At 44.4% G+C, this 21,540-nt stretch carries 19 protein-coding genes, 2 tRNA genes, 1 pseudogene and 1 riboswitch; of the genes and pseudogenes, 1 reads left to right on the plus strand and 21 read right to left on the minus strand.

The annotated features are described in order from the left end of the window. Window positions 1-2: 2 nt before the first annotated feature. From GBH70_RS11700 to GBH70_RS11710, 3 genes are read right to left on the minus strand one after another with little or no spacing between them, the layout of a single operon-like run. Entirely contained in the window at window positions 3-740 is a 738-nt protein-coding gene (locus GBH70_RS11700) for an amino acid ABC transporter ATP-binding protein (protein WP_151681219.1), read from the minus strand. Then, a complete protein-coding gene (locus GBH70_RS11705) occupies window positions 733-1,422 on the minus strand; it encodes an amino acid ABC transporter permease (protein WP_151681220.1) in 690 nt (229 codons plus the stop codon). Before GBH70_RS11705 ends, GBH70_RS11700 begins: the two co-directional genes overlap by 8 nt. Continuing rightward, on the minus strand, window positions 1,403-2,062 hold the full coding sequence (locus GBH70_RS11710; protein WP_151681221.1) for an amino acid ABC transporter permease: 660 nt from the start codon (window positions 2,060-2,062) through the stop codon (window positions 1,403-1,405). Before GBH70_RS11710 ends, GBH70_RS11705 begins: the two co-directional genes overlap by 20 nt. 240 nt (window positions 2,063-2,302) lie before the next feature. Further along, window positions 2,303-2,407: riboswitch (SAM riboswitch) on the minus strand. A gap of 248 nt (window positions 2,408-2,655) precedes the next feature. Between GBH70_RS11710 and GBH70_RS11715 the strand changes: the two are divergent. Further along, window positions 2,656-2,865: pseudogene (locus GBH70_RS11715) on the plus strand (transposase); the annotation flags it as partial. A gap of 373 nt (window positions 2,866-3,238) precedes the next feature. Here the strand turns inward: GBH70_RS11715 and GBH70_RS11720 are convergent. The 18 genes from GBH70_RS11720 to rpsF form a co-directional block, all read right to left on the minus strand. Continuing rightward, entirely contained in the window at window positions 3,239-4,741 is a 1,503-nt protein-coding gene (locus GBH70_RS11720) for a malate:quinone oxidoreductase (RefSeq protein ID WP_151681222.1), read from the minus strand. 286 nt (window positions 4,742-5,027) lie between these two features. Next, window positions 5,028-5,507 carry a 23S rRNA (pseudouridine(1915)-N(3))-methyltransferase RlmH gene (gene rlmH / locus GBH70_RS11725; RefSeq protein WP_151681223.1) on the minus strand — a complete coding sequence of 160 codons (480 nt, stop codon included), beginning with the start codon at window positions 5,505-5,507 and terminating at the stop codon, window positions 5,028-5,030. A 308-nt stretch (window positions 5,508-5,815) separates the two neighbouring features. Beyond that, a complete protein-coding gene (locus GBH70_RS11730) occupies window positions 5,816-7,090 on the minus strand; it encodes a S1C family serine protease (protein WP_151681224.1) in 1,275 nt (424 codons plus the stop codon). A 233-nt stretch (window positions 7,091-7,323) separates the two neighbouring features. Beyond that, entirely contained in the window at window positions 7,324-8,118 is a 795-nt protein-coding gene (gene yycJ, locus GBH70_RS11735; protein ID WP_151681225.1) for an exodeoxyribonuclease YycJ, read from the minus strand. Window positions 8,119-8,134: 16 nt separating this feature from the next. Continuing rightward, window positions 8,135-8,914 carry a two-component system regulatory protein YycI gene (locus GBH70_RS11740; protein ID WP_151681226.1) on the minus strand — a complete coding sequence of 260 codons (780 nt, stop codon included), beginning with the start codon at window positions 8,912-8,914 and terminating at the stop codon, window positions 8,135-8,137. Continuing rightward, on the minus strand, window positions 8,901-10,190 hold the full coding sequence (locus tag GBH70_RS11745; protein WP_151681227.1) for a YycH family regulatory protein: 1,290 nt from the start codon (window positions 10,188-10,190) through the stop codon (window positions 8,901-8,903). Before GBH70_RS11745 ends, GBH70_RS11740 begins: the two co-directional genes overlap by 14 nt. After that, on the minus strand, window positions 10,187-12,007 hold the full coding sequence (gene walK, locus GBH70_RS11750) for a cell wall metabolism sensor histidine kinase WalK (RefSeq protein WP_151681228.1): 1,821 nt from the start codon (window positions 12,005-12,007) through the stop codon (window positions 10,187-10,189). Before walK ends, GBH70_RS11745 begins: the two co-directional genes overlap by 4 nt. Window positions 12,008-12,011: 4 nt before the next feature. Then, window positions 12,012-12,722, minus strand: coding sequence for a response regulator YycF (yycF, locus tag GBH70_RS11755; protein WP_151681229.1), 711 nt, complete (start codon window positions 12,720-12,722; stop codon window positions 12,012-12,014). A gap of 488 nt (window positions 12,723-13,210) precedes the next feature. Further along, a tRNA-Phe gene (locus GBH70_RS11760) sits at window positions 13,211-13,283 on the minus strand. A 47-nt stretch (window positions 13,284-13,330) separates the two neighbouring features. Then, window positions 13,331-13,406, minus strand: a tRNA-Asp gene (locus tag GBH70_RS11765). Window positions 13,407-13,640: 234 nt separating this feature from the next. After that, a complete protein-coding gene (locus GBH70_RS11770; RefSeq protein WP_151681230.1) occupies window positions 13,641-14,930 on the minus strand; it encodes an adenylosuccinate synthase in 1,290 nt (429 codons plus the stop codon). Between the two features lie 183 nt (window positions 14,931-15,113). Then, a complete protein-coding gene (gene dnaB, locus GBH70_RS11775; RefSeq protein ID WP_151681231.1) occupies window positions 15,114-16,469 on the minus strand; it encodes a replicative DNA helicase in 1,356 nt (451 codons plus the stop codon). Between the two features lie 234 nt (window positions 16,470-16,703). Beyond that, window positions 16,704-17,147 (minus strand): 50S ribosomal protein L9, encoded by a 444-nt coding sequence (gene rplI, locus GBH70_RS11780; protein ID WP_151681232.1) that lies wholly within the window; start codon window positions 17,145-17,147, stop codon window positions 16,704-16,706. Beyond that, a complete protein-coding gene (locus tag GBH70_RS11785; protein ID WP_151681233.1) occupies window positions 17,144-19,117 on the minus strand; it encodes a DHH family phosphoesterase in 1,974 nt (657 codons plus the stop codon). Before GBH70_RS11785 ends, rplI begins: the two co-directional genes overlap by 4 nt. 55 nt (window positions 19,118-19,172) lie before the next feature. Next, window positions 19,173-20,114, minus strand: coding sequence for a YybS family protein (locus GBH70_RS11790; protein ID WP_151681234.1), 942 nt, complete (start codon window positions 20,112-20,114; stop codon window positions 19,173-19,175). A 160-nt stretch (window positions 20,115-20,274) separates the two neighbouring features. After that, window positions 20,275-20,514 (minus strand): 30S ribosomal protein S18, encoded by a 240-nt coding sequence (gene rpsR / locus GBH70_RS11795; RefSeq protein ID WP_151681235.1) that lies wholly within the window; start codon window positions 20,512-20,514, stop codon window positions 20,275-20,277. A gap of 48 nt (window positions 20,515-20,562) precedes the next feature. Continuing rightward, window positions 20,563-21,057, minus strand: coding sequence for a single-stranded DNA-binding protein (ssb, locus tag GBH70_RS11800; RefSeq protein WP_151681236.1), 495 nt, complete (start codon window positions 21,055-21,057; stop codon window positions 20,563-20,565). A 62-nt stretch (window positions 21,058-21,119) separates the two neighbouring features. After that, window positions 21,120-21,407 carry a 30S ribosomal protein S6 gene (gene rpsF / locus GBH70_RS11805; RefSeq protein ID WP_151681237.1) on the minus strand — a complete coding sequence of 96 codons (288 nt, stop codon included), beginning with the start codon at window positions 21,405-21,407 and terminating at the stop codon, window positions 21,120-21,122. Window positions 21,408-21,540 lie beyond the last annotated feature (133 nt).

Consider the following 21,540-nt stretch of genomic DNA (forward strand, 5'->3'; position numbering starts at 1 on the left):
TTCTAGAAATCCATGCTTTCCAGGAATTTTTTTGCCCGGTCTGTCTGCGGTCTGGCAAAAAATTGGCTGCCCGGTGTTTGCTCGAGAATTTTTCCGTCCTCAAGAAACAGGATTTTATCACCAATTTGCCGGGCAAAATTCATTTCATGCGTGACGACGATCATCGTCATATTTTCTTTGGCTAAACGTAGAATGATTTCGAGAACGCCGCGGACCATCTCCGGGTCAAGCGATGCGGTGACCTCATCAAAGAGCATCAGTCTCGGATTCAGTTCAAGCGCGCGGACAATCGCCACCCGCTGTTTCTGCCCGCCGGACAATTCGCGCGGATAAGCCTCTGCATACTGTTCCATCCCAACTTCTTTCAACAGGCTTAATGCCTGCCGAGCGGCTTCGTCTTTCTTCCGCTTTTGGACCTTCATCGGGCCAAGGAGGATATTTTCCATCACCGTCATATTCGGAAATAAATCATAGCTTTGGAAAACCATCCCGATCTGCTGCCGCAGCCGGCGCCAGTTTTTCTGCGACGACTGAACGGTTTCCCCGTTGAAAACAATCGATCCGGATTGAAATACTTCAAGCCCGTTTAAGCATCGGATCAATGTGCTTTTTCCCGACCCGGACGGACCCAAAAGGACGACGACGCTGCCTTCATCGACTTCAAAACTGATGTCCTCCAGCACGCGTTTATTGCCGTAAGATTTCTGTAAATGTTCTACTTTCAGTAAAGGTTCAGCCATTTGCTCCTACCTTGCCCCTCCTCTCTAATCGCCTTGCCAGACGGGAAAGCGGATAGCATAAAATAAAATATAAAATAAAAATAAAACCGTAAACCCAGAAAGCGCCGTCCTGATAACGGTGGCTGTTGGCTTCAATAATCTGCTGCCCGACATTGATGACATCCACCACGCTGATCAACAGCAGCAGGGAGGTCGTTTTAATAATTCTGGTCATTAGATTAATGGTAGCCGGAATCATCAAGTGGACCGATTGCGGCAGAAGGATGTACCGGTAGAGCTGAAATGGATTTAAACCGATTGCTTTTCCGGCTTCAACTTGGTGCCGGGGAACGGAAATCAACGCACCGCGGACGATATCGCTCATTTCAGCAGCCATCCATAAACTGAATACGAGTGTCCCGACCGTATCTGCCTTGAAATTAATGTTAAAGCTTTGCGGCAGAATATAATAAAACAAAAACAGCAGTACAATGGTCGGCACAATGCGGAAAAATTCCAAATACAGCCGCAGAATCATCCTCAGCAGCGGATTATGCAATGTCCGCAAGACCCCTAAAACAATGCCAAGCACACCGCCAAAGAGAATGGCCAAAAGGGCAATTTTAGCCGAGACATATAATCCGCCCAATAACCGTATAAAGTTGGCTCCTTCAAAGAAGATATTAATTCCCGAATGTCCCATAACGCACCTTCTTTTCTAACCATGTCAGTATGATGGACAGCGGAATTAAAATGACAGCATACGCCAGCACGAGCAATGACAAGTACTCGTTTGTGTGGTAGTACATACCGATTAAGTCAAGTGCCGTATTGGTCAATTCCGGAATGGCAAGGACTGTAAAAATGGAAGTTTCCTTGATTAAAAAAATGACGTTTGCGGCAAACGCAGGGACGCTGAGCATCAATCCCTGGGGAAAAACGATATAGCGTGCCAGCTGAAACTGGTTCAGCCCAATCGCGAGCCCTGACTCAACCTGTGTTTTCGGCACGCCGTTCAGTCCGCCGGAAAACCCTTCAGCCATATAACTGCCCCCCAGAAAAATAAGGCCGATAATCCCGCAGATTTCAGCGGGAAATTTTATCCCGACCTGCGGCAGACCGTAATAAAGGAAAAATAACTGAATCAATAATGGCGTGTTCCGCGACAATTCTACATAAGCCGAAACGATCTGCCGCAATACCGGAACCTTAAAATACTGAACAAAACTGCACAACAAGCCTGCAACGGCCGCACCAAGAATGCCGAAAAACGAAAGCCGCAAAGTCAGCCAGAATCCCTTAATAAATATAGGCATGCTTTGCTGTATAACGGTCCAGTCCATCTCATCCCTCCTTTTGGCAAAATCCCATATAGCAGTTGAACAGCCTGGACTGCAAAATGCAGACACTAGGTGGAATCCGTGCTCATGCACTCAACAAACCAGATATGTAGAGATAAAAATGTTGCTTTGTCGAATATTCCGAATTTCACCTCCCTCCTTTCTTTTCCCATCCAGCAGACACAAAAAAGGCCGTTTCCCGCATAAGAAAACGACTTTACTCTTTTCGAGTATGTTGTTGTTTTCTTATCTTTACAGATGGATATCTGCTGGAATTAACACCATACATTTAAAAATGCTGGTTGTCGGGTTTCATTGGGCCAGTCCCTCCACCACTCTTGATAAGAAATATTCATTATTTTAGCAACATCTTTATTTTACTGAATCTGAATATAAAAATCAATATATTCCAATTGATTTTATCGGATTTGTCTCACACAGGAACAGCCGCCATGGTGATTGCAGCAAGGGTAAAAAAGAAATATGATCCCAATTACGAAAGTAAAATTGTAATTTAAAATAAAAAAAGGGCCCCATCCTTTGGTATAATTGAGTTTAACCAAAACTAAAAAACCAAGAAAGGGGGCACCTTTTCTGAATGTAATGCCGTTGAAGGCAAATTTGGTGAAGGCAAGCGTAAATACGGGCTGGACCTTATTCGAGCACGCCTTCAGGAGACAAGTGAAACAGTTGTAGCTCTCCAATTTCTCATCATGAACCTGGAGCGAAAGCTCAGAGTTCTTTTTTTGAAGTTTTTACAAAACACTATTTTGTCTTTTGATAACCGAATTTTGGCTTGCATCTGATTCATTCAGCAAGCCCTATTTACTTTAAACAATTTTACGGAAAAGCCAAAACATTTTTTAATTTATTGAAAAAACAGGCCAAACATACTATCGAAATGATACTTTCGTCAATGTCATTGCTTGGGCTTTGTACACTGACTTAAGAATAAGCTGCAGAGAGTAAATCCATTCGCCATTACATTTATTATATGATTCCGGAAGCCTCTCTAACTGCGAATATTGAAAAAAGAACCTTCAATCCAAAGATTGATCAATGGTTCTATGTTTTATTTTCAATGATGTTCTATTCCAATTCTTTAAGTAGAAACAATTGTCCATTGAAGAAAAATTGTTTAACTTTTTCGTTCAGTCCCTTTGTTCCGCATCCAAAGCATTAATGATAAACCGGTTCTTTTTCGCTCAGGCCAAGCGTCTGTGCTGTCGTAGTACGAATTTCTTGAAGAAGCTCCGGATTTTCCGCCAGTGACACGCCATAAGAAGGAATCATTTCTTTTATTTTCGGTTCCCACGCTTTCATATGTTGCGGGAAACATTTTTCGATTACCTCAAGCATCACGTGAACAGCAGTCGAAGCACCCGGAGAAGCACCAAGCAATGCAGCTACCGATCCATCAGCGGCAGTGACAACTTCCGTACCAAATTGTAGTGTTCCTTTACCGCCAGCCTCAGTATCTTTGATCACTTGTACTCGTTGGCCGGCTACCACGATATCCCAGTCCTCAAGTTTGGCGTTCGGGATAAACTCCCGTAACGTTTCCAGACGCTTTTCATTTGATAACAAAAGCTGCTGGATCAGGTATTTTATCAATGGGACGTTTTTTGCACCTGACGCTAACATCGTGAAAACATTATTCGGTTTTACAGAACCTAATAAATCAAAATTTGAACCTGTTTTTAAGAACTTTGGCGAGAAGCCGGCAAAAGGCCCAAACAGCAACGATTTTTTATGATCAATATATCTTGTATCAAGATGCGGAACCGACATTGGAGGAGCACCGACCTTCGCTTTACCGTATACTTTTGCATGATGCCGCGCTACAACTTCCGGATTTTTGCATACCATAAATAATCCGCTTACCGGGAACCCTCCAATATGTTTTGATTCAGGAATACCGGTTTTTTGCAGTAAAGGCAGACTTCCGCCCCCAGCACCGATAAAGACGAATTTTGCAGTGTGGTATTCGATTTTACCGTTTTTGATATCATGCACTTTCACTTCCCACAAGCCTTCGCGGGTACGCTTAATATCCTTCACGATGTGCTTGTAGTTGACCTCGACGTTTGTATTCTTTAAGTGGTCAAACAACATGCGTGTTAAAGCGCCAAAATTGACATCAGTCCCGAAATCGATTTTTGTTGCCGCTATCGGTTCATTCAATGTACGGCCTTCCATGATAAGCGGAATCCATTCCTTCAGTTTTTCCGGGTCATCTGAAAATTCCATCCCTTTAAACAGGGGATGGCTTGACAGCGCTTTAAAACGTTTTTTTAAAAAAGTAACATTTTTTTCCCCTTGAACTAAACTCATATGAGGAATTGGCCTGATAAAGTCCCGCGGATTACTGATCAGCTTGCTGTTTACAAGATAAGACCAAAACTGTCTTGAAAGCTGAAACTGTTCATTAATTTTTACAGCCTTGCGAATATCTACAGATCCGTCAGATTTCTCGGGTGTATAGTTGAGTTCGCACAGCGCAGAATGGCCCGTACCCGCATTATTCCATTCGTTTGAGCTTTCTTCCCCTGGGTTTGCGAGTTTCTCAAACACTGTGATTTCCCATTCCGGTGCTAACTCCTTCAACAATGTTCCTAAAGTCGCGCTCATGATTCCGGCACCAATTAAGATAGCGTCTGTTTTTTCCTGTCTGTTACTCATGATAACCTTCTCCTTATCCCCTGTATTTGCAATATGATCCAGGCGCTCCTTCCCGTTACACAAATGGCAGGTGCAACCCGGGAAAACGCTTTATGAGTCTTAATATAATAATATCATATTTTATTATAATTCTTTAGAATAATGATAAACAATTTGACAATGGAAATATGAGGAAGAAGTCTTTTGCAAAGACCGAGAAACACAAAAAACCAAATCCTTAACTCAACTTCTTAAAATGGTTAAGGCTTTGGTTTACGCTACAACCTGCATCGTCCCATTATCGACGTTACTTATGGTACGGTTCATTCCTGATAATCCGGAACGCGCGGTAGATCTGTTCCAGTAAAATCAAGCGCATCAACTGGTGCGGGAAGGTCATTTTGGAAAAGGAGAGGCTTTCGTTGCCCCGCTGCATGACTTCACGGCTTAAGCCAAGGCTGCCGCCGATGACAAAAGTGATTTTGCTTTTGCCGTATGTCGCCAAATGATCAATCATATCCGCCAATTCTTCCGATGTTTTCATTTTACCCTCGATCGCAAGCGTGATCACATAGGTATCCGGGCTGATTTTGGCGAGAATCCTTTCGCCTTCTTTTTGTTTCACAATTTCCATCTCGGCTTCGCTCAACACTTCTGGCGCTTTTTCATCCGGAACTTCGATGATGTCCACTTTTGCATAAGCAGAAAGCCTTTTCAAATACTCTCCAATCCCTTGTTTTAAATATTTTTCTTTCAATTTTCCTACTGAAAGAATCGAGATATTCACAACTTACCCCCACCTTACCCACAAGCTATTGACATAAGTTATCCACATATTCACAAAAACTATCCACATTTTGTGTGGGAATACCCGTTCCATACAAGATATATTCCATCATTTTTCGCTGTTCACAGGCTGTTAATATTCTTTTTTTCGAGCAATTTCAACAAATATTATTATTTCCTTACCATTTTTCTTCAAAAATGGCCCCTTTATCCTGGCCTCATTGCCTTATTTTACTTATCCACACAGGAAACCCACTACATGATCCCAAAAAAGGAAGGAAAAGCATTTCGCCTTTCCTCCCCATTCTATTAGTTGGATCCTGAAGCTGTCGCTAACGTCAATGTAAATGTTTTCGATTGCCCGTTCCGGTACACGGTGACGCTCATCTTATCTCCAGGCTGTTTATGTTCATACAAGTATTTCCTCAATCCAATGATGTTGTCGATCTTATGGCCGTCCAATTTATAGATGACATCAAACTCTTTCAGGCCCGCTTTATCGGCTGGGGAGCCGTTCTGGACTGCTCCAATTACAACACCGGTTGTAACATTGCTCGGCAGTTTTAATGTTTCCTGCTGCTGGTAAGCCGAAATATCAGAGACATTTTCAATTCCAACTCCCAACGCCGGGCGGACAATTTTACCTTTTGTTTCCAATTGGTTGATGACCGTTTTCGCCGAATTGATCGGAATCGCAAAACCGATCCCTTCAACAGACTCATTTGAAATTTTCATTGAGTTGATGCCGACAACCTGGCCGGAAATATTGATTAAAGCACCACCGCTGTTCCCAGGGTTGATCGCGGCATCGGTTTGAATGACTTCTTCCTGCCAATCTTCCGTTCCGTCTTCATCTATATCAACTGGGACAGTGCGGTTAAGCCCGGATACGATTCCTTGCGTCACTGATCCAGCAAATTCTTCACCAAGCGGGTTCCCGATCGCGATGACCGTTTCCCCAAGTTTTAATGCATCCGAATCGCCGAATTGGGCAACCGTTGTCACGTTGCTGCCGTCAATTTCAAGCACAGCCAGGTCGGTCCATTTATCGCCGCCAACTAATTTGGCGGAAAGCTTTTTGCCGTTGTACAATGTTACCTCTAAAGAATTGGCCCCTTCAATGACGTGGTAATTCGTGACCACATATGCCTTATCCCCGGATTTTTTATAAATAATCCCTGAACCGGATCCTGCTTCTTGGGAAGAGGAAGAGGAAGAACTCGAATCCTGGCCGTAAAAATCCTGGTTTGACCAAATACTCTGTTTTTGGATATTCGTTACGCCGACAACAGCTTTTTCCGCGTTTGAGACAGCTTTCGTAATATCCGTTGTGACTTTCAGGGATACCGATTTTGAAGTGGTCGGCGTGGCAGTGCTTGTATTCGCTGCAGAATTTGATTCAACAGATGCGGAATCTGTTTCCGTCCCAGTTTTCCCTAAAATGCTCGGGAAAAGGAGCGCTACAATTAATGCCCCGACAATGACGCCGATTAAACTGGAGAGAAAATAGCCGAATTTGGCTCCGCGTCGCCCTCTCTCATTTGATCTCATTTGACCGTTTTGATCGTCATCATAATATCCCATTGCGCACCATCCTTTCTGTAAAGGTGAGAAAAATCTGAAAGGAAAGGGCAGCGCAAGCGTTTCTGTAAAACCACCCCGCTTTAGCCGCCGACTCTCCAATATTCTTGATTTCATTATAAGTGCCGATTATTAAAAATTACTAAAAAATCATTTGCTTTTTCGTCTAAATAAAAAGAAAACTTCCCTGACACGTATTGTATTTCCAAATCAGGCGATTTTCAAACTCTTTGCTTTTACACAGCAGTTAAATTTGTCGGGATTTTCGGGTCCGTATCGTATAACTCAAATGCTTCGCCGACTGCCAAGCCCTGCTGCTGGAGAGTTTGGGATACAGCCATACGCGCAAGTTCTTTCATGTTGTTATCTTTGCTTAAATGGGCCAGGTATATACGTTTTGTGCGGTCGCCGATTACTTCGCTCATTGCAAGGGCGGCATCCTCATTGGACACATGACCGACATCGCTCAAAATGCGCTGTTTGACGCTCCACGGGTACCGCCCCATCCTGAGCATTTCAACATCGTGGTTGCTTTCGAAAATAAAGACATCCGCATTTGCAATCGTGCCCTTCATGCGATCGCTGACATACCCGGTATCCGTGATAATGACTAATTTTTTTCCGTTTTCATGGAAAATATAAAACATCGGCTGGATGGCATCATGGGAAACGCCGAATGATTCAATCTGCAGGCTCCCGAACGATTGGACAGACTCCATGCCGAAAGAAAACTTCAGGTCGGTTGGAATCTCTCCAATCATGCCTTCCATGGCCGACCATGTTTTATCATTTGCATAAATCGGGAGCTGGTATTTCCGCGCCAGCACCCCGATTCCTTTAATATGGTCGCTGTGTTCGTGCGTGACAAGAATCCCGCTTAAATCCGCAATATTTCGGCCGATTTGCCGGAAAAGCTGCTCCATTTGCTTTCCGCTCAGGCCTGCGTCCACTAAAAAGGCATGCTGTTCTGTTTCTACATATACTGCATTGCCCGTACTTCCGCTTGCGAGTACGCTAAATTGCATTGACATGTTATCCTCCCCAATATTATTGATCATTCTCCAGCTGATTGACTTGTCCTTCAAAGGCATTGACAAACAGGTGCTCGGTTTCATTATCATGCTCTACAGTAAAATGCCATGTCGGCACCAGTACCTGCAGCTCGGGCACCCTTGTATAGTATCCGAGTTCCGCTTTCGTTACTTTGCTGTTCGGCTTCAGCATGCCTTTCTTGTACAGGGCTTCAAGTGCCTTTATCGCCGACAAAGTTTCTTCTTCTTCCCGATATTTTTTTATATTGGTTAAATACGTCTGGTCATAAGACACGATTTCATTCTGATCATCCAAATATACCGTCAATTGTGCGCTTTTATTGTTAAAAATCATTTTGCCGTTATACGTTTCATAAAAGACAGCCTGGTTCAGGTCTTGATCGTAATTCCAAAGTTTATAGCGGCTGCCGTAAAGCATATTTTCCCGCACAACCGCCTCCAATTGGTTCGCCTCCACTTTTTTGCCGAGCTTCACCGGCTTGTCAAAAGCAGCACTGATTTTATTCCGGCTGACAATTTTCGCCTGTTGGTTCTTCAATTTTTTAATGTCTTTCGTAGTAAAAACTTTTTCTTCGGCGCTGATATAAGGCCGCTTTTCTTTTCCTTTCGGCAGATCGACATATGTAATATTGGCAGCTTTCAAGCTTTGTTCACCGGTTGGGTCGATGACTTCCAACTGGTTTTTCACGTGTTTTTGATACAACTGGTAGGAAAGAAATAGATCGAGGATCAGGAAAACAAGGATAAAAATTGTTTTCGTCTTACTCCAATCCATCTTCATCCCCCCCTACCATTCTCCAAGTCCCATTATAGCAATAATACCAGGCAGGTTTTAATGAAACGATCCCTTCATTCCCCTCTTCTTTGATAAGACGGTAGCCGGCAGCAATATCCGTCACTTTATCCATTTGAATGGAAGGGTCTTTCTGTAATTGGGCGATCACATTCCTGGCCGAAGCAAGCTGGACAGCAGCGGATTTAATCGGCAGATTCAGCGATAGGGCGTAATATGGACGGACATATTTATAAATTTCATTTTTTCCCTGATATTCCTGGATCTCCGCCATGCCGTCATTGTTAAAAACGGGATACCCGTCTTTAAAGAGACGGAAAACGACTTTATTTTCCTTCTCGTTCATTTCGAAATATTGATATTGGTCCGTCCATCCGCTGTGCTGGTTGATAAAATCAATTGCCCGCGTTAAAAGATGGTTCGGATCCATACTGTACCCGATATTTTCCCCGGGGTTCACGTATGTTAAGACTTTATTCGATTCATCCGTCCTCAAAAGGCTGATCCCATTCGTATATTCACCCGCCACTCTTTTCACAAAATTCGGGTCCACAAACAGCGCTTTTTTAAATTTATCAATATCTATTTCCGTTGTTGCGTATTTATATTGGTTCATCACCGGGTTTCCGGCAGGCAAATACACTTTTCTCGAACCGGACAGGGAAAATTCTTCATAAGGCTTGTACAAATCATGATTCTCATTTAATTTGGCGATAAAAACTTGGATCGCTTTTTGGTCCGTACTGGCCTCATACACCTTATTCGATACCAGAGAAATAAAGTAAACATGGTTTAAATTTTTTGTTCCCTTGTTCAGTTCCACGACAATATGGTCAAAATTGCCATTCGGTATTTTTTTGTTGGCAAAATTCAACACGTTTTGGTACACGCTGAACGGGACGGGATTCGGAAAATCCAGTTCAATCCTGTTTTTGCCGGACATTAAGCCGTAAAGATCTTTTTTCGGCAGGAGGCGTGAACTGCTCATATCGAAAGTCCAGGTTTTGAGCAGATTCATGACCCGTGAAATCTCGCCGTCATGGACTGTCCCGGTTGTCAGGCTATTTTCATGGTAGAGGATCTTCACGGGGAGGACGACATCGGATACCTTTTTTTCTTTGGCAATCGCGATATTGTCCAAGTCCTTTAAATTCAGCCAATCATAATTCGGCTGATTGTTCCAAATCATCCACGTTAAAAAAACACTGAAGAGCACGAGCAACGTCAATATGAAGGTTTTTGCTTTTTCAAGATTCATAGCCACTCATCCTCTTGCGCAGGTTCATAAGGAAGGGTAAAGTAAATGGTTGTGCCTTTCCCTTCTTTGCTGCTTGCCCAAATGTTTCCCCCGTGCATTTTCACCATTTCTTTGGCGATCGCAAGCCCGAGCCCCGTTCCCCCAAGCTTGCGGCTGCGTGCTTTATCAACACGGTAAAAGCGTTCGAAGATTTTCTTCAAGTTTTCTTTCGGTATGCCTACACCCTGGTCGGAAATGCTGACTTCTATTTTTTCATTCAGCTCTTTTACCTTAAACGTAATTTGGCCGCCTTCAGGTGAATATTTCAATGCATTGGAAATGATGTTATACAAAACCTGCGTCATTTTATCTTCATCGATTTCCACAAAAATTTCCGCTTTCGGCAGTTTGCGTTTAAATGTGACGTTCTGCTGTTTTGCCATTTCAAACCGGTCGATAATATGGTGGAAAAATTCCACAAAATTGACCCATTCTTTATTTAAATGTTCGTCTTTGCTGTCCATTTTTGACAGTTTCAGTAAGTCGTTCACAAGCCGGATCATCCGCTCTGTCTCATTTTGCGTGACACTTAAAAACTGGGGTGCAATTTTTTCATCCTTCCAGGCCCCGTCCGCCAAAGCTTCCAAATAGCTTCTCATCGTCGTCAGCGGCGTCCTTAATTCATGCGAAACATTGGCCACAAATTCGCGTCGTTCCATGTCGATTTTCTCCTGTTCGGTTACATCGTGCAGAACCGTGATCAGACCGCTGACAAAACCGGCTTCATTTTGGATCACCGAAAAGTTTGCGCGCAAAATATACGGCTCTTCATCCGTACTGAAATCGAGAATCAAGGAATCATGCTCCGTTAATAAATCCTCAAACCGGTGTTCTTTTTCTATTTTCAACACGGAAATGAGCGGCTGGGAAAGCACCGTTTCACGTGAAACATCCAGCATCTCAGCAGCCGCCTCATTGATTAAAATGATCCGCCCTCTCCGGTCAGTCGCAATCACGCCGTCCGTCATGTGGGTGAGGATGGAATCAAGTTTTCTTCTTTCACCTTCTGTGCTCGCCTGGGCTTCCTGCAGCTTTTTCGTCATGTGGTTAAACGAATAGGCCAGTTGCCCGATTTCATCATTCCCTTTTACTTTAACTTTCCGGGCAAAATTCCCCCGCGCCATCGCCATTGCCTGCTTGCGGATATCACTAAGCGGCCTTGAAATGGTACGCGCAATAATAATCCCAAGAACTGCTGTAATCAGCATTGCAATTGCAGTCCCCGTCATAAAAATCTGGTTGATCGCCTGTACTTGGCGGTAGACCGTTTCAATTTTGGAGACAAGGTAAATAAACCCAATCACCTCACCGTTTGATTTAATCGGGGAAGCGAGCACCCACATCTTTTCGCCGGTCTGCTTGTCCATATAAATTTGGTCTTCCTGCTGGCCGGTTACACGGGCCCGTTTAACAATGTCCTCCGTTGTTTTTTGGCCGACAATGCTCTGGTTGTTGGAAGAAGTGCCTAAAATCACACCGCTGTGCGCATCAATCAGCCGGATTTCAGAAACATCCGTGCTTTTGAAATCACCCAAAACCTTTCTCACTTCCGAAGTGATGTCCGCGGCCTGGTTTTGCTTTTTCGTCAGCAAATCCTCAATACTGTATTCGAGCACATTGACCTGATCGTATATGGACTTTTTGAAGTTTGTTTCGAGCTGGTTTTCCAGCTTATTGATAAAATAGACACCGATGATCTCCATTGCCACAATAATCAGCAGCATATAAATCAAGACAAACTTAAAGTGGATAGATTGAAAAAATTTGACTTTCCTCATTTACTTACTCCTGTTCAGGGTTACGTAAATAATAGCCTACACCCCGCCTTGTTACAATCCATTCGGGGTGGCTCGGGTTATCCTCCACTTTTTCGCGGAGCCGCCTTACTGTTACGTCCACTGTACGGACATCGCCGTAATAATCATAGCCCCATACCGTTTCAAGTAGATGCTCGCGCGTCATAACCTGCCCGATATGTTTTGCCAAATAGTGGAGCAGTTCAAACTCGCGGTGCGTCAATTCAATGGTTTCCCCGCGCTTTGAGACAACATAAGCATCCGGTTGAATAACGAGCGAACCGACTGTAATTTCATTCGATTCCTCTTCTTCAGCCGGGGACTGCGGGGACTGCTGGTGCCGGCGCAAATTGGCTTTCACGCGTGCAATCAATTCGCGGGTGCTAAAAGGCTTCGTGACATAATCATCCGCGCCGAGCTCCAGGCCGAGCACTTTATCAATTTCCGAGTCTTTCGCCGTTACCATAATAATCGGCATTTCGTATTTCTTCCTGACTTCCCGGCAAACTTCCATACCGTCCCGCTTCGGAAGCATAATATCCAGCACGATTAAATCCGGCTGCACTTCTTCAACCTTTTCCAATGCTTCATCGCCGTCATAGGCACAGTAAACCGTATAGCCTTCTTTCGTTAAATTGAACTGTAAAATATCCGCAATCGGCTTTTCATCATCAACGACCAAGATTTTTTTATCCATCGTCCTTACTCCTTTATGAAAATAACGTCGTTTCTCAGTAAGAAAAGAAAATATCTATCTACAATTGTCTATCATCTTTATGTTAAAAAATTACAATATCGTATGGCCACTCTGCCCGCGGCCATGTGAAGCGCGGGCTAACAGGAATGCCTCTAGACTTTCTAGAGGCATCAATGCTCTATATAAAAAATATTCATATCATAAACAGGACGGCTGTTTAAGCCATACTATTACAATTTTAACGTACTTCCACAAAAATTGTCCAATCGTATTGAAACTGCGCTGCATGGAAATCTTTAACAAAAGCGCCTGTAAATGCCCTTTGTCCTTTACTTTTGGATCGGATTGCAGACTTACCGCGCATTTAAAATAAGGAAAGCACCCGATACGGGCCGCATAAAAATGAAATTCATCGCCGCCAAACAGACGCCTATTCATTAAAAAAAGCACTACGAGAGTCTAAAGTCATCGCAGTGCTTTTTAGTAAATGGCTCGGGACGGAATCGAACCGCCGACACAAGGATTTTCAGTCCTTTGCTCTACCGACTGAGCTACCGAGCCGAAAACCGTGATCGATATGTAACCGTGATCGATATGTAATGAAAAAATGGCGGTCCCGACGGGAATCGAACCCGCGATCTCCTGCGTGACAGGCAGGCGTGATAACCGCTACACTACGGGACCATTGATGTTTTTTTGTAACAACAAATGTAATATTACCATAACTTTATTTTACATTGCAACATATTTCTACAAATTTTTTAGATAAATGTAATTTAAATGCAACCAAACATTCACACCAATCTGTTCATCACCGATCAAAAAAGTGCTGCCGGTCCTAGCAGCACTTTTTGATTACCCACAATATTTAGTATGTGAAAGCTCCGATCCGCGGAGCTCCAAAAACAACGCCTTTCATTAAACGCGCCAAACACTTTGTACCACAATCGTTTGCAGGCGGTCCGGGCCGACTGAAAATATGGAGAGTGGAACACCAGTCAGCTGGGAAATGCGCTCCAGGTAGTGGCGGGCATTTTCAGGCAGTTCGTCCAGTGAACGGCAGCCGGTGATATCTTCCGTCCAACCTGGCAGTTCTTCGTAAACCGGTTCGCATTCGGACAGCACTTTTAAGCTTGCCGGGAACTCTTCAAGGATTTCCCCTTTATAACGGTAGGCGACACAAATTTTCAATGTTTCAATACCTGTCAGTACGTCGAGCAGGTTCACGGATAAGTCTGTCAGGCCGCTAACCCTTCTCGCATGGCGGACAACGACGCTGTCGAACCAGCCGACCCTGCGTGCTCTTCCGGTTGTGGTGCCGTATTCATGGCCGACCTCCCGGATCCTGTCCCCGGTCGCATCGAGCAGCTCTGTCGGGAATGGACCGTCTCCGACCCGGGTCGTATATGCTTTTGCAATCCCGACAACATGGTTGATTTTAGACGGGCCAACGCCGGAACCGATCGTCACCCCGCCGGCAATCGGATTGGAAGACGTTACAAACGGATAAGTCCCCTGGTCAATGTCGAGCATAACCCCCTGGGCGCCTTCAAAAAGCACACGTTTGCCGTCATCCAGGGCATCATTTAAGACTACGGATGTATCGCAGACATATTGTTTAAAATGCTGCCCATATTCGTAATAAGGCTCCAAAATTTCTTCCAAAGTGAAGCCTTCCGTTTCATAAATTTTTTCAAACAACCGGTTTTTTTCCTCCAGATTGCGGATTAATTTTTCTTTGAATTCATCGTAATCGAGCAAATCGGCAATCCGGATGCCGACCCTTGCCGCTTTATCCATATAAGCCGGACCAATCCCTTTTTTCGTTGTGCCGATTTTATTGCTGCCTTTCCGTTCTTCTTCGAGGCCGTCCAATTTGATATGGTACGGAAGAATCACATGCGCACGGTTGCTGATGCGCAGGTTATCCGTGGAAATCCCCTTCTCATGGAGATAATCAAGCTCTTCTACAAGCGCTTTCGGATCCACCACCACGCCGTTTCCGATTACACAAATTTTATCTTTATAAAAAATCCCGGACGGAATCAAATGTAATTTATACGTTTCGCCATTGAAATGGATCGTATGCCCCGCGTTATTTCCGCCTTGGTAACGGGAAACAACTTCCGCATTTTCGGAGAGAAAGTCGGTAATTTTCCCTTTTCCTTCGTCTCCCCATTGTGTTCCTACCACGACAACTGACGACATTGTGTGCACCTCCGCATTTTTTGCAAATTATGCTTTTCATCCACCATTTTACCAGTTTCATTATACATCAGTCAACGAAAACCCGAACATTTATATATTTTATCGTTATTTTTATTCGTAAAATTATCCTATTCGGCAAATAAAAAGGAGCCCGTCCACGGTTCGGGCTGCCTTGCCTAATAACTATGCCGGGACAGGGGCATCATCATATCTTCTCTCTAAATTTACAAATTTATTATATTCTTTGACGAAAGCGAGCTGGACAGTGCCGACCGGGCCGTTCCGCTGCTTAGCGATAATAATTTCAATGATATTTTTATTCTCGGTATCCTGCTCATAGTAGTCTTCCCGGTAAAGAAAGGCAACAATATCGGCGTCCTGCTCGATGCTCCCCGATTCGCGGATGTCGCTCATCATCGGGCGCTTATCCTGGCGCTGCTCCACGCTCCGGGAAAGCTGGGAAAGCGCAATGACCGGCACTTCAAGTTCCCGTGCCAAAGCTTTCAGCGATCTGGAAATCTCAGAAACTTCCTGCTGCCGGTTTTCACGGGAACGGGCACTGCCCTGGATCAGCTGCAAATAGTCAATGACCACCATGCCAAGCCCGTGCTCCTGTTTCAGCCGCCGGCATTTTGAGCGGATTTCGCTCACCCTCACACCCGGCGTATCGTCAATATAAATGCCGGAATTGGAGAGGCTTCCCATTGCCATCGTCAGTTTCCGCCAGTCTTCATCCGTCAGTGCACCGGTCCGGAGGCGCTGCGCATCGATATTTCCTTCCGCGCAAAGCATCCGCATCACAAGCTGTTCCGCACCCATTTCAAGGCTGAAAATCGCAACATTTTCCCCTGTCTTCGTTCCGACATTTTGCGCAATATTTAGCGCAAATGCCGTTTTCCCGACAGACGGGCGCGCCGCCACGATAATCAGGTCATTCCGCTGGAAACCGGCCGTCATCCGGTCAAGCTCGTAAAATCCAGTCGGGATACCAGTGACATCGCCTTTCCGGTTATGGAGCATTTCAATATTGTCATACGTGCTCACTAGTACATCTTTAATATGTTTAAAATCGCCGGCGTTTTTGTGCTGGGCGACTTCCATAATGCTGCGTTCGGCTTCATCGAGCAGTTCATCGACATTATCTTCCCGCGTATAGCCTTCCTGGGCGATATTCGTTGCCGTCCGGATCAACCGCCGCAGCAAAGATTTCTCGGCAACAATCCGGGCATAATAGGCGATATTGGCTGCGGTCGGGACACTTGTCGCCAGTTCGCTCAAGTACGACAGACCGCCCACATCTTCCAGCTGCTGGGTGGCGGATAATTCTTCCGCGACCGTCACAAGATCGACAGCCTTCCCGGCATCATTCAGCTTCACAAAAACCTGGAATATTTTTTGGTGGGCGTTCCGGTAAAAATCTTCCGCCGTCAAAATTTCCGAAGCCGTAATAAATGCAGAAGGCTCCAAAAATATGGCACCGAGCACCGCTTGTTCTGCCTCTATATTTTGGGGAGGAATGCGATCTGCCAACTCATTCATTTTGAACCCTCCATTTTAACGAATATATATCCGGGCCCCTGCTGTAAATACAAGGGTTCCGGAGAGGCGATGGCAGTTTAGCCGGCTTAACGTCCTGATGAAAAACCCTTTAGGGGAATTGGGTTTTCCCTTCCAAATAGAAAAAATGTGATCGCGACAAAATGACCACATTTTTCTGCACATAAATCTATTGTAACACGCGGACGGACAAAAAGAAGCTGGTAAAATACGTTTCTATTCGGAGACATGGACATTGAGCGTTGCGGTTACGTCATGATGCAGTTTTACCGGAACTTTCGTATAGCCCAATGTGCGGATCGCTTCCGGCAATTCTATTTTCCTTTTGTCAATTTTAATGCCAAAACTCATCTTTAACTGTTCGGCAATTTGTTTGCTTGTAACAGAACCGAACAGGCGCCCGTCCTTACCCGATTTTGCCTTTAGTTCAACGGTCAGGTTTTCAAGCTTTTCTTTTAGTTTTTTTGCTTCTTCCAGTTCCTGCTGTGCAAGCTTTTCTTCTTTCCGTTTGTGTGCTTCCATATTTTTTAAGTTGGCCGGTGTCGCTTCAATTGCTGCCCCGGTTTTAAACAAATAATTATGGGCGTAACCGTCTGCAACATTTTTGATGTCGCCTTTTTTTCCTTTGCCTTTTACATCTTTCAGGAAAATGACTTTCATGACTGATGGCTCCCTTCCATATACTCTTCGATCACTTGGATCAGTTGTTTTTCCGCCTCGGCGACAGTAATATTTTTTAATTGTGTTGCCGCATTGGAAAGATGTCCGCCGCCGTTCATGGCTTCCATGATCACCTGCACATTGACATTTCCGAGTGACCTTGCGCTGATCCCGACTTCATCCTCGCTGCGCCGGCCAATAACAAAGGACGCATCGACCCCATTCATCGTTAAAATTGTGTCGGCAGCCTGCGCCATCAAAACCGGCGAATAAATGGCATCTTCTTTTCCTTTTGCAATGGCAATGCCGTTCAGCGGAAATCTCACCGTTTCGACAAGCCTTGAACGCTGGATATACGAACGCAGATCCTCTTTTAAAAATCTTTGTACAAGGACAGTGTCGGCGCCTTGTGCGCGCAGGTACGATGCCGCATCAAACGTCCTCGATCCCGTCCGCAGTGTAAAACTTTTAGTATCCACTATTATACCAGCAAGAAGGGCAGTTGCTTCAAGCATATTGATTTTTCCATTTTTCGGCTGGTACTCCATTAATTCCGTTACGAGCTCGGACGTGGAAGAAGCATACGGTTCCATGTAGACAAGCAGCGGATTTTTGATAAAATCTTCCCCGCGGCGATGGTGGTCAATGACAACGACATTTTCAATCCGCCTGACAAGTCTTTCGTCTATGACGAGTGAAGGCTTATGCGTATCCACCACGACAAGCAGCGTATCGTCGGTCGCCATTTCAAGCGCTTCTTCCGGTGTAATGAAACGCGCATACAGCTCCGGGTATTGTTTGATTTCATCGAGAAGCCGCTTGACGCTAGTATCGATTTCATTCAGATTTAAAATGATATAGCCTTCTTTTTGGTTGATTTCAGCGACTTTGCGGATGCCGATCGCTGCGCCAACAGCATCCATATCCGGAAATTTATGGCCCATGATCATTACCTTATCTCTCTCCATCATAAGCTCCCTTAATGCATGGGAAATGACGCGGGCCCTGACCCTTGTCCGTTTTTCGACCGGATTCGTTTTACCGCCGTAAAATTTTACTTTTCCGTTCGCCTGTTTAATGGCAACCTGGTCTCCGCCGCGCCCGAGTGCAATATCAAGACTTGATTGCGCCAATTCCCCAAGTTCTGGCAGGGAAGGGACCCCTGCGCCCACCCCGATGCTCAGCGTCAGCGCAACATTTTGTTTGGAAGTTGCTTCCCGTACTTCATCCAAAATCGCAAATTTATTATTTTCCAGTTCATGCAAAATCCGTTCATTGAAAACAGCGATAAATTTATCGGACGAGATCCGTTTAAAAAACAGACCGAATTCCATCGTCCATTTGTTTAAAATAGAGGTGACAAGGCTGTTCAGGCTGCTGACGGACTGGTCATCCATTCCCTGGGTGACTTCATCGTAGTTGTCCAAATAAATAATCGCAATGACCGTCCGTTCATTTTCATATAATTGTTCCACTTCGGCCTGCTCGGTAATATCAAAAAAGTAAAGCAGGCGCTCTTCCAATTTGAGGACGACACGGTACTTCCTTTCATTTAAGCTGACCGTCTCGGAATGCATTTCCTGCTTAATTAAAGGCACGAGCACTTCCGCGACATCATAAAGGGAACGCCCGACAAGCGTATCTTCATTAAAGCAGGAAGCCATGAACGGGTTCGTCCATTCAATGATGTAATCTTCATTATAAAGCATAATTCCAATCGGCATTTCCATCAGCGCCTCTTCCCCGACACGCTTGACACGGTAGGAGAGGGTAGAGATGTACTGCTCAATTTCCTCATTGGACCTCTGTTCCACGTAGAAGGCATAATAGAATAACGCCCCGAGCACGAGAAGGCCGGCTGCCGTAATCCACCAATAATAAAAGAATATGATGCCGAGCAGAACCAAAGACACCGCAATTAAACCGTATAACGGATAGCGCATTAACCGTTTATTGTAGTAAGAAGGCATATCTTCAGCTCCTATATAGAGAAACTAAGAAAAGGCTTTTTTTTCAATCTATGTATCACCTTTGAATCATCTGCCTGAAATCAAACCCTAAATCCATTATACCGAATATCATGACAAGATAAAGAAGCGGGCTGAACATAAGCGATAAAATCACCGCTAAAGCAAATATGCCTTTTGGCCATTTTTTTGTATAACTGAAAAAGTTCAATAGGGAATATCCCTGCAGCAGGATAAGAATTTGAAATATCAGCATCAAATTAAGGACCGCTTTTGCCAAAAAACTGCTTGTATCCGCGCGCATCAGCAAGTATGCAGCCATGACAATGATGTAATACCATAAAATATTTTTCGGCAGGCGCAATTCGCGAAAAGGGTTCCATTTCGATGCAGGAACACCAAAGCGTTTGGCAATCGGAAAATTGATTGCCACCAAGATCAAAACCATGATAAAGGCGGACAGCAAAAGAAAGCTCGGCAAGTAAACCGTATAAACCAAACTTACGGAATCGGCCATTTGCGCGAATCTTTCCTTATAAGCAGACTCTTGTCCCAATGCCGATAAAATCGCTTTTGATTGTTCGATAGACTGCTGCATCGTCTTTAAGTTTTCCGCGATAATATTCAAGTGAAAAAATTTTAAAGAAAAGAACATGATGGTAATCATACCGGTCAAAAACATCAGGCTGGATGCAACGTATGTAAAAAATTTGGTCTTTTTCAGTTGGATGCAGTATCCCATTACAAAACCGGTGCTTCCGAATAAAACGGCAACAGGCAGCGAAGCCACAGTTCCCATCAATGCAGAAACGAGCAAACACACGGCAGAAAACACAATAATATATTTCAAAGGGTATTTGGAACAAAAAATGATAAAAGGCAACACAAGAAAAATGATAGCGACGAGCCGGATTAACGGGACATAAAGCGCGATCAGCAGGCATACCCCAAAAACCGCTGCAAGCATCGCCCCTTCAGTCAGCATTTTTGTTTTTTTCACATGCATGCTCCCTTCAAAATAACCTGTCATTTCCCCTCATTTTACCATAACCGGCACATGAAACAAAAAGATTATGGAATGAAAAAAGACAACCTTTACAGGATGTCTTTTTTCAACACAAAAGGAAAGAATCCAATTGTTTTATTTTGTTTTATTCATATTATTTGTCATCTGCGACATACGGGAGCAACGCCATTTGGCGCGCACGTTTGATCGCAGTGGTCAATTTGCGCTGGTATTTTGCGCTTGTTCCTGTTACACGGCGAGGTAAAATTTTGCCGCGCTCAGAAATAAACTTTTTCAGCAAATCCACATCTTTATAGTCAATGTGGGTAATATGGTTTGCCGTAAAGTAGCATACTTTACGACGTTTACGTCCGCCTCTGCGTCCACCTGCCATTTTCATGTCCCTCCTTTAATTTGATTTCAGCGGGGGCATAATCCCCTGTTAAAATGGAAGATCATCATCCGAGATGTCAATCGGTTGTCCATCATTTGAAAATGGATCTTCGTCAAACTTTGAATAATTTTGGTTACGTTGATTCTGATTTTGGTTGTAACCGGAAAATGGATTCCCCTGATTATTCCCGTAATCCTGGCTGCTGCTGCGTTCCTGACTAACGCTTCTCGGTTCAAGGAACTGGACGCTGTCTGCCACCACCTCAGTCACATACACGCGCCGGCCATCCTGGGCTTCATAATTGCGTGTCTGGAGGCGGCCGTCAACGCCTGCTAAACTTCCTTTTTTCAAGTAGTTAGCCACATTTTCAGCCTGTTTTCTCCAAACGACACAATTGATAAAATCGGCTTCCCTTTCCCCCTGCTGATTCGTAAACGTCCGGTTCACAGCGAGAGTAAAAGTGGCAACCGCTACTCCGCTCGGCGTATAGCGCAAGTCTGGATCTCTTGTCAGCCTGCCTACGAGGACAACACGGTTCAACATCAGAATCAACCCCTCTCATTATTCAAAGTCCGTTTCACGTGAAACGTGTGTATATTCAAATCTTATTCTTCTTCTCTTACAACAATGTGGCGGATAATATCGCCGTTGATTTTTGCAAGGCGGTCGAATTCCTGGACCGCAGCCGGTTCAGCATTCACGTTGATGATATGGTAGTAACCATCACGGAAGTCCTTAATCTCGTATGCAAAGCGGCGTTTACCCCACTCTTTTGATTCGATGATTTCCGCACCTTGGGATGTTAAAACATTATCAAAACGCTCAACAAGCACTTTTTTCGCCTCATCCTCAATGTTCGGGCGGATAATGTACATAATTTCGTACTTTCTCATCTGTTTGTCACCTCCTTATGGACTATGCGGCCCTTTTTGGAAAAGGGCAAGGAGCAATGGTTCATGCGTTCATTACTCACAAGTCGTAAGTATACCATAATACGCAGGCAAAATCAATGTATGTTTTAAGGCC

Origin of the sequence: Weizmannia acidilactici (assembly GCF_008974225.1) — a bacterium.
Lineage (GTDB): Bacteria > Bacillota > Bacilli > Bacillales > Bacillaceae_C > Weizmannia > Weizmannia acidilactici.